The 12,740-nt window shown below is 65.9% G+C and carries 15 protein-coding genes; 13 read left to right on the forward strand and 2 right to left on the reverse strand.

Annotated elements, in window-relative coordinates:
* Both GF405_09370 and GF405_09375 read right to left on the reverse strand, forming a co-directional pair.
* Window positions 1-339, reverse strand: a 339-nt coding sequence (locus GF405_09370; protein MBD3368360.1) for a hypothetical protein, incomplete at its 3' end; no start/stop codon positions are given.
* A gap of 215 nt (window positions 340-554) precedes the next feature.
* Window positions 555-854, reverse strand: a complete 300-nt coding sequence (locus tag GF405_09375; protein MBD3368361.1) for a DUF3467 domain-containing protein — start codon at window positions 852-854, stop codon at window positions 555-557.
* A gap of 649 nt (window positions 855-1,503) precedes the next feature.
* On the opposite strand from GF405_09375, the gene GF405_09380 reads away from it, so the two are divergent.
* The 13 genes from GF405_09380 to GF405_09440 all read left to right on the forward strand — a co-directional run.
* Window positions 1,504-2,367, forward strand: a complete 864-nt coding sequence (locus GF405_09380) for a hypothetical protein (GenBank protein ID MBD3368362.1) — start codon at window positions 1,504-1,506, stop codon at window positions 2,365-2,367.
* 164 nt (window positions 2,368-2,531) lie between these two features.
* Entirely contained in the window at window positions 2,532-3,533 is a 1,002-nt protein-coding gene (rfaE1, locus tag GF405_09385; GenBank protein ID MBD3368363.1) for a D-glycero-beta-D-manno-heptose-7-phosphate kinase, read from the forward strand.
* Between the two features lies 1 nt (window position 3,534).
* The gene (gene rfaE2, locus GF405_09390; protein ID MBD3368364.1) at window positions 3,535-4,029 is read left to right on the forward strand and encodes a D-glycero-beta-D-manno-heptose 1-phosphate adenylyltransferase; all 495 of its coding nucleotides are present in this window, start codon (window positions 3,535-3,537) and stop codon (window positions 4,027-4,029) included.
* Between the two features lie 299 nt (window positions 4,030-4,328).
* Window positions 4,329-5,639, forward strand: a complete 1,311-nt coding sequence (locus GF405_09395) for a GTPase (protein ID MBD3368365.1) — start codon at window positions 4,329-4,331, stop codon at window positions 5,637-5,639.
* Window positions 5,640-5,709: 70 nt separating this feature from the next.
* Entirely contained in the window at window positions 5,710-6,849 is a 1,140-nt protein-coding gene (sucC, locus tag GF405_09400) for an ADP-forming succinate--CoA ligase subunit beta (protein ID MBD3368366.1), read from the forward strand.
* The gene (sucD, locus tag GF405_09405) at window positions 6,846-7,718 is read left to right on the forward strand and encodes a succinate--CoA ligase subunit alpha (GenBank protein MBD3368367.1); all 873 of its coding nucleotides are present in this window, start codon (window positions 6,846-6,848) and stop codon (window positions 7,716-7,718) included. The genes sucC and sucD overlap by 4 nt, the downstream gene beginning before the upstream one ends.
* Window positions 7,719-7,720: 2 nt before the next feature.
* Complete coding sequence (locus GF405_09410) at window positions 7,721-8,020, forward strand: 4Fe-4S ferredoxin (GenBank protein ID MBD3368368.1); 300 nt, start codon at window positions 7,721-7,723, stop codon at window positions 8,018-8,020.
* A 34-nt stretch (window positions 8,021-8,054) separates the two neighbouring features.
* Window positions 8,055-9,203, forward strand: a complete 1,149-nt coding sequence (locus tag GF405_09415) for a 2-oxoacid:acceptor oxidoreductase subunit alpha (protein MBD3368369.1) — start codon at window positions 8,055-8,057, stop codon at window positions 9,201-9,203.
* Window positions 9,200-10,096 carry a 2-oxoacid:ferredoxin oxidoreductase subunit beta gene (locus tag GF405_09420; protein MBD3368370.1) on the forward strand — a complete coding sequence of 299 codons (897 nt, stop codon included), beginning with the start codon at window positions 9,200-9,202 and terminating at the stop codon, window positions 10,094-10,096. The genes GF405_09415 and GF405_09420 overlap by 4 nt, the downstream gene beginning before the upstream one ends.
* Window positions 10,097-10,223: 127 nt before the next feature.
* Window positions 10,224-10,709, forward strand: coding sequence for a 2-oxoacid:ferredoxin oxidoreductase subunit gamma (locus tag GF405_09425; GenBank protein MBD3368371.1), 486 nt, complete (start codon window positions 10,224-10,226; stop codon window positions 10,707-10,709).
* A 12-nt stretch (window positions 10,710-10,721) separates the two neighbouring features.
* Window positions 10,722-11,141 (forward strand): nucleoside-diphosphate kinase, encoded by a 420-nt coding sequence (locus tag GF405_09430; GenBank protein ID MBD3368372.1) that lies wholly within the window; start codon window positions 10,722-10,724, stop codon window positions 11,139-11,141.
* A 29-nt stretch (window positions 11,142-11,170) separates the two neighbouring features.
* Window positions 11,171-11,704 carry an NADH-quinone oxidoreductase subunit NuoE gene (gene nuoE / locus GF405_09435; GenBank protein ID MBD3368373.1) on the forward strand — a complete coding sequence of 178 codons (534 nt, stop codon included), beginning with the start codon at window positions 11,171-11,173 and terminating at the stop codon, window positions 11,702-11,704.
* Window positions 11,701-12,740, forward strand: a 1,040-nt coding sequence (locus GF405_09440; protein MBD3368374.1) for an NADH-quinone oxidoreductase subunit F, incomplete at its 3' end; no start/stop codon positions are given. The genes nuoE and GF405_09440, both read left to right, overlap by 4 nt.

The raw sequence follows: 12,740 nt of genomic DNA on the forward strand, positions 1-12,740 counted from the left end.
GGCCTCCTCGGTCTCACGCTCCATCGCCGGGTACTCATACTTCTTCATGGCGAACTTGGCGTTGACGCCGAGCTCCAGCTGGTCCATCGGGCTGTAGAACAGGTTGACCGGGATCCACATCGCGGTCCACGACGTGTCCTCGGGCCAGTCCTGCTTCTCGCCGTCCTGGTCGTAGGACGAGTCGGCCATCAGGTAGTAGATGCCGGCCTTGAAGCCGAAGGCGCCGGCGTCGTGCGTCATCGCCGTGTCGCCCGTGTAGAGCCAGTCGTACGCGCTGGCGCTCGTCGCAAAGACGATGAGCAGCGCCATGGTCAGAACGGTCAGAATTCCGCGTCTCATATTCCGAGCCTCCTTGTGCTCAGCTCCAGTCAATAGCATCCTTACTCGAACCGCACTCCTTCAATCAGGACTGACAGGTTCTCTTCGGTCATTCACCTCCCTCTGGTTCCTGAGGGCCCTCCGAACCCTCTGGCCCACCAAAGATCCGTCATGCCTGTCTCTCGTCCGGCCCCGGAAGCCATTCCCGGATGGCCGTTCATATTCGTTCATCTCGGCTACTGGAAGCCGATCTGTCGTGTCTCGTCGTCCTTGCCCGCGGCCTTGATCTCGCCGTGCTGGGCCTCGAACTTCTTGACGTTCTCCTCGAGGGCCCGCACGAACGACTTGACGTTCTGCGGAGCCATCACGATCCGCGCGTGGACCCGACTCTTCTGGGCGCCGGGGAGGACGCGGATGAAGTCGATCACGAACTCGGCGGGCGAGTGAGTGATCACGGCGAAGTTCGCGTAGATGCCCTCCGCCTCCTCAGGTCGAAGCTCGATGTTGATCTTCTTCTGCTGCTGCTTCTCGGGCATCGTCCTCCTTCGCTCAGCCCCGCACAGGCGATGTGACGATGTGCCAAGGCTCGCATAAGCGACGCGCCGGGGTGGGGTTGCCACCACAACGGGTCCAAGGTTGGGGCAAAGATAAGGAGGTGCCGTTGGGATGTCAAGCCATTTTTCCCGGCCGCGCTAGCAAGCGTCATGCCATCCTGGTCCTCCGCTTCGCCGTCGCATGTCGGTACTCGAACGAGCATTCACGCCCGGTGCGGGCCCGCCTCATGTCGCGACGGAGGCGGGGCTCAGCGGCGGACGAGGTGCCCCGCCTCCCGGCACGACAGCGCGGCGTCGGGGGAGCGTCGGATCGACGGCGGGGGTTCTCTGGGACGCCGAGTCCGCCCGTCCCGACCGGAGGCCCGGCAAGCGCTCCTCAGTCGATTCCCTGCTCGATAGCGAGTCTTACTCAGGGTGACCGTCTTGTGCGGCCCGTGCGAGCCGCAGCACAAGTCCCGGCGCCCAAAGCCGCCGTTGTACGCTTTGACGGACATTGCACTTGACAGGTTTCGGGGGGAGTGATAATGTGGGATGAGCGTGATTGACACAGAGTGTAACCTGTGTGACTGGGCAACACTTCACCAATGACTCACAGCTTTGCCAGTTGTCCGGACTGTAGACTGGAGGGGCTATGGTTACGGAACTGAAGAAGCTGGATACCGGCTCTCAGGCGCCTCAGCTTGAGCGCGACCGGGCCATCCAGATCTACGAGGACGTCTGTTCGAAACGGCGTCGGCGTTTCCCGAACAACTTCTTCCACGGCAAGGAGGGGAGACGGCGGGCCGCGGTCATCACGCGCTACCTTCTTGAGGACAAGCTGGGCGTCCCCGTCGAAGCGATCCCCAAGACGATCCACAAGAAGCTCTTCTACGAGAACGGGCTGACCTGGATGCTCGGGAGCTGTTTCGATTGGTCGCCGTATCGGGCGATCGACAACGCCTATCCCGGCCGATTCCACAAGTGGCAGTTCAACGTCAAGGGCATGTGGCAGGGCCCCGACCGCTACAGGCTGGCCGCCGAGGCCACGCGCTGGATGATCGAGGAGGTCGAGAGCTGCCCGGTCTGCGATATTCCGAAGAACATCTCAGCGACGACCTTCGGAAAGCACAACCTCCGCGGGATGCTCTCCGTCTGTTTCAAGGGCTCGTTCTTCCGGGCCATCGAGAACGCCTATCCGGGGCGCTTCCATCCCTGGGAGTTCAGGAACGTCCCGAAGAACTTCTGGCAGGGTGAGCAGGGGCTCGCGAACGCGCGGCGGGCGACCCGCTGGCTGTGCGAGGAGGTGCTGAAGGTCCCGAGGGAGCGCGTCTTCCAGGACGTGACCTATCACCTCTTCCGCGAGCACGGGCTCGGCGGCATGTTGACGGGTTGCTTCAACGGGTCGTCGATCCAGGCGCTCCACAATGCCTATCCCGATCTCATGGTTCCGAAGCATCCGAAGAGGAAGCCGCGGCGGAGGCGCGCCATCGAACCCGTCAAGCTGACGGATTCGTGATCGACCACGGCAACCGCACGAACCGAGGCGGCCGGCCCTGCACGGGTCGGCCGCTTTTCTTCTGACGGCGACCCCGGCGGGCTTGACTGCCGGGGTGCGGTCGTCTAGCATCCGGTGTCCGGTGTCGGATCGTCGCCCGAGAATGAGTGCAAGGAGGACGCAGCATGTCCGGGTTGTCGCGTGAGCGGCTCTCCGAGATCCTCGATGGCCTCCCCCGTGTGCGGGTGGCCGTCTTCGGGGACATGATGCTCGACCGGTACATCTGGGGGGACGTCAGCAGGATCTCGCCGGAGGCCCCCGTTCCGGTGGTCGAGGTGGAGCGTGAGTCGGTCCGCTTCGGGGGTGCCGCGAACGTGGCCGAGAACGTGGCGGCCCTCGGGTGCCCCGCACGGATCGTCGCGGTCGCCGGGGACGACGCGCCCGGCCGCGAGCTCGTCGACCTGCTCGAGGGACGAGGGGTCGACACGTCGGGAGTCGTGCGTCTCGACGAACGGATGACGACGACGAAGACCCGGATCATAGCCCGCAACCAGCAGGTCGTGCGGGCCGACCGCGAGTCGATCGGCCCGGTCGGCGAACCGGCGTCCGGGAGGATCCTCGAGGCGCTGAGGGCGGCGCTGGAGCGGTGCGATGTGCTGGTCGTCTCCGACTACGGGAAGGGCGTCCTCACCGATGAGACCCTTCCCGCGGGAATCGCCAGAGCCCGCGAACTCGGTCTGACCATCTGTGTCGACCCCAAGGAGTCCCACTTCCCTCATTACAGGGGCGTCTCGGCGATCACGCCGAATCAGCGAGAGGCCGGCATCGCCGCCGGCGTCCGTATCGTCGACGCGGAGACGCTGTCTGCGGTCGGATGGAAGCTCTCGGAGGAACTCGAAGCCGACTGCGTCGTCGTGACCCGCGGCGACGAGGGGATGAGCCTGTTCATCAGGGGAGGTGAGCACGTCCATCTTCCGACCGTCGCCCGGGAGGTCTACGACGTGACCGGTGCGGGAGACACGGTGGTGAGCGTGCTCGGCGCGGCGCTGGGCGCCGGTGCGAGCATGGTCGAGGCCGCAGAGATCGCGAACCACGCCGCCGGCATCGTCATCCGGGAGATCGGGACGGCGTCGGTGACGCCGGACGAGATCACGGCCTCGTTCGACGAGCATCTCGGGGAGAGCTGACGTGGCCGTCGTCGAGCGTCAGGAACTGGTGGAGGCCTGCCGCGGGCACCGGGACGCGGGCAGGCGGATCGTCTTCACGAACGGGTGCTTCGACATCCTGCACCGGGGACACGTCGACTATCTCTCCCGCGCGAAGGCTCTGGGCGATGTGCTCGTCGTCGGCCTCAACACCGACCGGTCGGTCGGCGAACTCAAGGGGCCGTGCCGCCCGATCGTGCCCGAGGAGGACCGGGCGCATGTTCTGGATGCCCTCTCGGTCGTTGACTACGTTGTCCTCTTCGACGAACCGACGCCGCTCGAGGTGATCGAAGCCCTTCAGCCGGATGTTCTCGTCAAGGGCGCCGGCTACACGCGCGACACGATCGTCGGCGCGGACGTCGTGGAGTCGCGGGGTGGGCAGGTGGTCGCGCTCGCTCCCGTGCCCGGCCGGTCGACACGATCGATCATCGCCACCATCCTCGAACGCGGACGGGGGTGTCTGGGGGGGAGCCGCTGAAGCCTAAGAGCGCACGCCCTCTTCCAGAGGAAAACGGCTGTTTTTCGGGGCTTTCGGGTGGACAGAAGAGGGCGTTTCGAGTACCATGGACCCCGTGGCTGATTCAGAATTCACCTTGTGATCTGGCTCGGCCTCTTTGATTCGAGGAATCCCCCGCAGGGACGGCGCATCCACGCGTCTCGCCGGGGGATTCTCGCACGCTTGGCCCGGACGACGGACCGCTCACGGTCGTCCGGGCGGTTCACCGGCGGCGCCTTCGAGTCGCGCCGTCTCACGGAGGAGTTCGCCAGGGAGGACGGATGCAGCGACGACGCGTGGTGATCATGGGCGCCGCAGGAAGGGACTTCCACAACTTCAACCTCGTCTACAGGGATCGTGAGGAGTTCGAGGTCGTCGCCTTCACGGCGACCCAGATCCCGGACATCTCGGGTCGTGCGTATCCTCCGGAACTCGCAGGCTCGCTCTATCCCCAGGGCATACCGATCCGCCACGAGGACGATCTCCCGGAGATCATCGCCGAGTTCTCGGTCGACGATGTCGTCTTCGCCTACAGCGACGTGCCGCACGAGTACGTCATGCACAAGGCGTCGCTCGTGAACGCGCTCGGACCGAACTTCCTGCTGCTCGGCGCCGAGGAGACGATGATCACCTCGAAGAAGCCGGTCGTCGCCGTCTGCGCGACCCGGACCGGATGCGGCAAGAGCCAGACGACCAGGAAGATCGCCGAGACGCTCATGGCGGCCGGCAAGAAGGTCGTCGCCATCAGGCACCCCATGCCGTACGGTGACCTCGCGAAGCAGATCTGGCAGCGCTTCGCGGAGTACGACGATCTCAAGAAGCACGAGTGCACCATCGAAGAGATGGAGGAGTACGAACCGCACATCGCGCGCGGGAATGTCGTCTACGCCGGCGTCGACTACGAGCGCATTCTCGAGGAGGCGGAGAAGGAGGCCGACGTCATCCTGTGGGACGGAGGCAACAACGACGCTTCGTTCTACGCCGCCGACCTCTACGTCGTCGTGGCCGACCCCCATCGCGTCGGGCACGAGCTGACCTACTACCCGGGCGAGCAGAACCTCCGCATGGCGGACGTCGTCATCATCAACAAGGAGGGGACGGCGAAGCGGGACGACATCGAGAAGCTCGAGGCCAACATCGCATCGGTCAACCCGAACGCTCGCATCGTGCACGCGAACTCGCCCGTCACGTTCGAGGAGAGCGTCGACCTCAAGGGTAAGAAGGTCCTCGTCGTCGAGGACGGTCCGACACTGACCCACGGCGGCATGAAGTACGGGGCCGGCACGGTCGCCGCCGAGTCGGCCGGCGCCGAGCTGGTCGATGCGCGCGAGCACGCCGTCGGCAAGATCAAGGAGATGTACGAGACCTACCCCGGCATCGGGACGCTCCTCCCCGCGGCCGGCTACTCGGACGAACAGGTCGCCGATCTCGAGAAGACCGTGAACGCCGTCGAGTGCGACTACGTCATCATCGGTACGCCGATCGACCTGAGGCGCGTCATCGACATCAACAAGCCCAGCGTCCGGGTGCTCTACGAGCTGGACGTTCAGGGCGAGCCGACGCTCGAGGATGTGCTGGGCGATCTCATCTAGTCGAACCGGCGGGGAACCGTCCCGCGGGCCCGAGCTCGTCGGCGCGCGAACGGTACCCGGGAGGAGACCTGTGAAGATCCACGAGTACCAGGCGAAGGAGATCCTCTCCCGCTACGAGGTCCCGATGCCGCCGTTCGAGGTCGTGGACTCCCCCTCACAGGCGCGGGCTTTCGCGGAGCGGACGGGCGCGCCGATCATCGTCAAGGCCCAGGTCCACGTAGGAGGAAGGGGAAAGGCCGGGGGCGTCAAGTTCGCGGCCGACCCCGACGAGGCCGAGCGGTCGGCGGCCGACATCCTCGGCATGGACATCAAGGGGCTGACCGTCGGGAAGGTCATCGTCTACGAGGCCGTCGACATCGCCGACGAGATCTACATCGGCGTCGTCATCGACCGGGCATCGAAGCGTCCGGTCTTCATGGTCAGCTCGGCCGGAGGCGTCGACATCGAGGAGGTCGCCTCCGCGACCCCGGAGAAGATCCACAGGCACCCGGTCGACCCCCAGGACGGGCTCTCCAGAGAGGAGGCCGCCGCGCTCGGCGGCGCCGTTGATCCCCGGCCCGACGTGGCGCGGAGGATCGGGGACGTCATCTTCAAGCTCTGGACGGCCTTCAACGAGAGCGACGCCTCACTCGCGGAGATCAACCCGCTCGTCGTGACGCCCGACGGAGACGTCTCGGCGGTCGACGCCAAGATGCTCATCGATGACAACGCGCTCTTCCGTCACGAGGACATCGCCGCGATGCGGGATCCCTCGCTCGAGACCGATGAGACCCGCAGGGCGCGCGAGGCGGGACTCTCCTACGTCAAACTCGACGGCACCGTGGGCTGTCTCGTGAACGGCGCGGGGCTCGCCATGACGACGATGGACGTCATCAAGCACTTCGGCGGTGAGCCTGCCAACTTCCTCGACATCGGCGGCAGTTCGACACCGGAGAAGGTCGTCACCGCGCTCGACATCATCTCGAGCGACCCCGGCGTCAAGGCGATCCTGATCAACATCTTCGGCGGCATAACCCGGTGTGACGACGTCGCCCGCGGCCTCATCGAGGCCTTCGAGCGGCGGCCGCTCGACCTCGGTGTGGTCGTTCGTCTGACCGGCACGAACGAGGAGGAGGCAAGGGAGCTTCTCTCCGAGCACGACCTCGTGACGGCCGCGACGATGGACGACGCCGTCCAGAAGGTCGTCGAGATGGCGGGGAGGGCCGCGTGAGCATCTACATAGACGAGAAGACCCGGGTCTGCGTTCAGGGCATCACCGGCCGCGACGGCGGCTTCCACGCGCGCGGCATGCTCGACTACGGAACGAACGTCGTCGCCGGTGTGACTCCGGGGAAGGGCGGACAATCGGTCGAGGACGTGCCGGTGTTCGATACCGTGAGGGAGGCGGTCGAGAAGACCGGTGCCGATGCGTCGATCGTCTTCGTGCCGGCGCGGTTCGCGGCCGACGCCGTTGTCGAGGCGGGCGAGGCCGGTATCGAACTCGTCGTCGCCATCACGGAGGGCGTGCCCACGCTCGACGCCGCCCGGATGTACGCCCGGCTTCACGAGACAGGGACAAGGCTCGTCGGTCCGAACTGTCCCGGGCTCATCAGTCCCGGCAAGTGCAAGCTCGGCATCATGCCCGGTCCCATCCACGAGAGAGGTCCCATCGGCGTCGTCTCGAGAAGCGGGACGCTGACCTACGAGGTCGTCGACGGACTCCGGAGGCACGGACTCGGACAGTCGACGGTCATCGGCATCGGCGGAGACCCGATCATCGGGACGAACTTCATCGACACGCTCGAGGCGTTCGCGCGCGATCCCGAGACCGAGGGCATCGTGTTGATCGGCGAGATCGGCGGAACGGACGAGGAGGAGGCGGCCGCCTGGATCGAGCGCGAGCTCGACAAGCCGGTCGTGTCGTTCATCGCCGGGCGGACGGCTCCGCCCGGGAAACGCATGGGACACGCCGGCGCGATCATCGCGGGCGGCAAGGGAACGGCTGAGGAGAAGATGGAGGCGCTGAAGGCGGCCGGCGTGCCTGTCGCCGAGCGTCCGAGTGAGATCCCTGAGCTCTTGTCTGGGTCGCTTCGGGGGTGAGCATGAGCAAGGAAGCGAGCAGGGAACAGCAGAAGAAGCAGAAGCGCGCGTGGCGCTATCCTTCGCAGAGCGAGCATCCGGGTTCCGAGATCTACATCCACGAGGACTGGTGCAAGAACTGCGGCATCTGCTATGAGATGTGCCCGAAGGGCGTCCTGTCGTGCGATCCGAGCGGCAGGCCCGTCGTCGAGAATCCGGACGCGTGCATCGCGTGCTATCTATGTGAGATGCTGTGTCCTGACATGGCGATCACGGTCCATAAGGAGCGCGCCGGTAAGAGCGGGACGTCGGACGACACCTAGGTACTGCGAACGCCCGGGGGGTTGAGGTTCCAACATGAAGAACCAGACGCCGTACACCCAGGTCCTGCAGGGGAACGAGGCCGCCGCGATCGGAGCGCTCGCCGGAGGTCTCGATTTTTTCGCTGGCTATCCGATCACGCCGTCCTCGGAGGTCGCCGAGATCATGTCGCGGACGCTCCCGCTCGTCGGGGGACGGTTCATCCAGATGGAGGACGAGATCGCATCGATGGCTGCCGTCATCGGTGCGTCGCTCGCGGGGGCCCGTTCGATGACCGCGACGAGCGGCCCGGGTTTCTCGCTCATGCAGGAGCACGTCGGCTTCGCCTGTCTCGCCGAGGTGCCGTGCGTCGTCATCAACGTGCAGCGGGCCGGACCATCGACGGGGCTTCCGACCCAGCCCGCCCAGGGCGACATCATGCAGGCCCGGTGGGGCACGCACGGCGACCATGCCGTCATCGCGCTCGCGCCGTCGAGCGTCCGGGAGTGCTTCACCATGACCGTCGACTGCCTCAACCTGGCGGAGCTCTACCGGACGCCGGTCCTGCTCCTGATGGACGAGGTCATCGGCCACATGAGAGAGAGCGTCACGTTCCCTCAGGCGGGCACGTTCGGCCTCGACATGCGGAAGGAACCCCTCACAGGTCTCGGAGACTACTGTCCGTTCGACGAGTGCGGAGAGATCATCGCACCCCTCTCACCGTACGGCGGGGAGTACAGGTTCCACGTCACCGGGCTCACCCACGACAAGCGCGGTTTCCCCACGATGGTCTCCGACGAGGTGAACCACAAGATCCATCACATCGTCGACAAGATCGAGAGCCGAGCCGACAGCCTCGCGCGGTACGAGGAGTACATGACCGACGACGCCGACGTGCTTCTCTTCGCGTACGGCTCGACGGCCCGGGTCGCCAAGGCGTCGGTGCGGACCCTCCGCGACGAGGGCATCAAGGCGGGGCTCATGCGTGTCAAGACGATCTGGCCGTTCTCGAAGAAGCGGCTCAGAGAGCTTCTGAACCAGCTGAAGCTCATCGTGGTGCCCGAGATGAACCTCGGACAGTACGTCCTCGAGGTCGAACGCGCCATGTGCGACGAGGTTCCCGTCAAGCGTTTCGGTCGGGTCGACGGTCACCTGTTCGTCCCCGACCAGATATCGGACTTCGTGCGGAAGGAGGTGGGGCGATGAGTCGGGAGATCGAGACCGCGCGCGAGTACCTGAGACCCGCGAAGAAGCTCCCGACCGTGTGGTGCCCCGGATGCGGGCTCGGCATCATCATGAGCGCCATGGTGCGTGCCATCCACAGCCTCGCTCTCGACAAGAACGACGTGGCCATGGTCTCGGGCATCGGCTGCACCGGCCGGATGCCGGCCTACGTCGACTTCAACACACTGCACACGACGCACGGCCGCGCCCTCGCGTTCGCCACCGGGCTCAAGCTCGCGAACCCGAGGCTCAACGTCATCACGGCGATGGGAGACGGCGACGCGCTGGCGATCGGCGGGAACCACTTCATCCACTCGTGCCGGCGGAACATCAACATGACCGCCATCGTCGCGAACAACTGCATCTACGGGATGACCGGGGGACAGTACTCTCCGACGACTCCGCACGGGAAGCGCGGCACGACGGCGCCGTACGGCAACCCCGAGCACGAATTCGACTGCGCGAAGCTCGCGGTCGGCGCCGGGGCCTCGTTCGTCGCCAGGACGTCGGTCTATCACGTCCGCGAGCTCGAGAAGCTCATTCGACAGGCCATCGAGCACAACGGGTTCTCCGTGGTGGAGGTCATCGCGAACTGTCACACCAGCTACGGTCGCATGAACAGTTTCGCGTCCCCTGTCGACATGCTGCGCTGGATGAAGGAGAACGCGGTGCCGGTGGCGCGCGCCGAGGAGATGTCCGAGGAGGAACTCGAGGACAGGTTCACGCGGGGTATCATCCGCCGGAAGGAGCTTCCCGAGTTCATCGACGTCTACGACCAGCTCGGGGAGAAGCTGACCGAGACGCCGTCGGCGATCGCCGGCGTCAAGAAGCTCCTGGAGTCGTACGACCGCATGGCCGATCGGCTCAAGGTCTGAGCGGACCGGTGGGGCTCGTGCAGACCTCAGTACGGTGTTCCGTGACAAGTCGGAGAGGGTGAGAGACGTGACCGAGGCAAGGACCAGGACCGAGATCAGGCTGTCGGGGTCCGGCGGGCAGGGGCTGATGCTCGCCGGGAAGCTCCTGGCGGAGGCCGCCGTCCGCGAGGGCCGGAACGTCGTGCAGACGCAGAGCTACGGCCCCGAGGCGCGCGGAGGGAAGAGCAAGAGCGACGTCGTCATCTCGGACGGCGAGATCGACTATCCGAAGGCCACGACCGTCGACGTGCTCCTGGTCATGACGCCCGCGGCCCTGAAGGAGTACGCCTCCTCGCTCAAGGAGGACGGTATCATGGTCTACGACTCGAGTCTCGTGGACTCGATCGACAGGCCGGGGGCGGTCGCGATCCCGCTGACCGAACTGGCGATCGAGGAGTGCGGGCGCAGGCTCTTCGCGAACGTCATCGCCCTCGGCGCCATCGCCGAGCTCACGGGCGTCGTCGGCTGGGAGAGCATGCGCGACGCCGTGCTCGACCGCGTGCCGTCGGGTACCGAGGAGATCAATGAGAAGGCGCTCGACGTCGGGCGGAACGCAGCGAGGGAAGCGAGATAGGGAGTCGACCACATGGAGAGGACGTTTCTCATGGTGAAGCCTCGAGCGGTCGGCGAGGCCAAGACGGGGCTCATTCTGGCGGCGGTCGAGGAGGCCGGGTTCAGGATCGTCGGGCTGGCCTCGCGGAAGATGAACGCGGCCGAGGCCGAGCGGTTCTACGACGTCCACGTCGGCAAGCCGTTCTTCGAGGATCTCGTCCGATTCATCACCTCGGACATGACCGTCGGCGTCATGCTCGAGCGAGACGACGCCGTCAGGAAGCTCCGCGAGGTCGTCGGCGCGACCGACCCGGCGAAGGCCGCGCCCGGGACGATCCGCGCACGGTTCGGCAGCAGTCTGACGCAGAACGCCGTGCACGCCTCGGACTCGCCCGAACGCGTGGAGTACGAGTCGTCCGTCTTCTTCGGCGACTGCGAGCGAGCGATCGTCTGAGAGGGACAACAGCCTGAAAGGCGGGGGTGATGACGAAGGAGACAGTCTCCGGAGCGGCGAACACGCAGCACCTGGCCACCGTCGACGAGGTGGCGAAGCGCTGCGGGAGCGCCCCCGGCGTTCTGATCCCGATGCTCCAGAAGGTACAGGACGAGATCGGGTGGCTTCCGAAGGAGGTGCTCGAGCGGATCGGTGAGCGCGCCGGTGTGCCCGCGGCACAGGTCTTCGGGGTGGCGAGCTTCTACTCGCAGTTCCGACTGAAGCCGGTCGGCAGATACGTGATCAAGGTCTGTCACGGGACGGCCTGTCACGTGCAGGGGGCGGGGGCGATCACCGAGGCGCTGATGGACGAGCTCGGGGTCGAGGACGGCGGAACCACCGACGACGGTGAGTTCACGCTGGAATCGGTCGCGTGTCTCGGATGCTGCAGTCTGGCTCCGGTCATGATGATAGAGGACAGGACGTTCGGCCGCCTGACGCCGGACGAGGCGCGCGACATCGTCCAGATCGTCCGCGAGCACGGCATCGACAGCAGTGAGGCAGGCGGGGGAGGCAACGGATGAGCGAGAGGACTCGACGCCCCACGGTAACGGTCGGTCTCTCGAGCTGCGGGATCGCGGCCGGTGCGGGACGGGTCATGGAGACCTTCCGGGAGGAGATCGAGAAGCGCGGACTCGACGTGGCGCTCAGGCGGACCGGCTGCGTCGGCATGTGCTACAACGAGCCGATCGTCGACGTGGAGCTCCCCGGGCGGCCCAGGGTCACCTACGGGGGCATCAAGCACGACGCGGTCGCGCGCGTCATCGAGGACCACATCGTCGGCGGCGATCCCGTCGAGGAGTTCCTCGTTCGAGCGGAGGACAGGGAGCTCCCGGACGAGTCGTACTACGCGCCGCAGGTTCGCCTTGTGCTCAGGAACGCCGGGGTCATCGACCCGGAGTCGATCGACGAGTACATCGAGGTCGGCGGATACGAGGCCCTGAAGAAGGTCGTGACCGGGATGGCTCCGGAAGAGGTCATCGAGGTCATGAAGGCCTCCGGACTGCGGGGGCGCGGTGGGGCCGGCTTTCCTACCGGCGTCAAGTGGGAGCTGACGAAGAAGCAGCCGGAGGGCAAGAAGTACGTCATCGTCAACGCGGACGAGGGCGATCCCGGCGCCTTCATGGACCGGAGCATCCTCGAGGGCGACCCGCACGCCGTGCTCGAGGGACTCGCCATCTGCGCCTACGCCGTCGGCGCCGACGAGGGCTACTTCTACGTGAGGGCGGAGTACCCGCTCGCCGTCAAGCGGCTGAGGATAGCCATCCAGCAGGCGACCGAGCGCGGCTTTCTCGGGGAGGACATCCTCGGTTCCGGCTTCAACCTGACGCTTCATATCAAGGAGGGAGCGGGCGCCTTCGTCTGCGGCGAGGAGACGGCGCTCATCGCCTCCATCGAAGGCAAGCGCGGCATGCCGCATCTCAGACCGCCGTATCCCTCGGTGAAGGGTCTCTGGGGCAGACCGACGAACAACAACAACGTCGAGACCTACGCCAACGTGCCGTGGATCATCAGGAACGGCGCCGAGAAGTACGCCGAACTCGGCACAGAGACGAGCAA

Source organism: Candidatus Effluviviaceae Genus V sp. (assembly GCA_014728125.1).
Lineage (GTDB): Bacteria > Joyebacterota > Joyebacteria > Joyebacterales > Joyebacteraceae > WJMD01.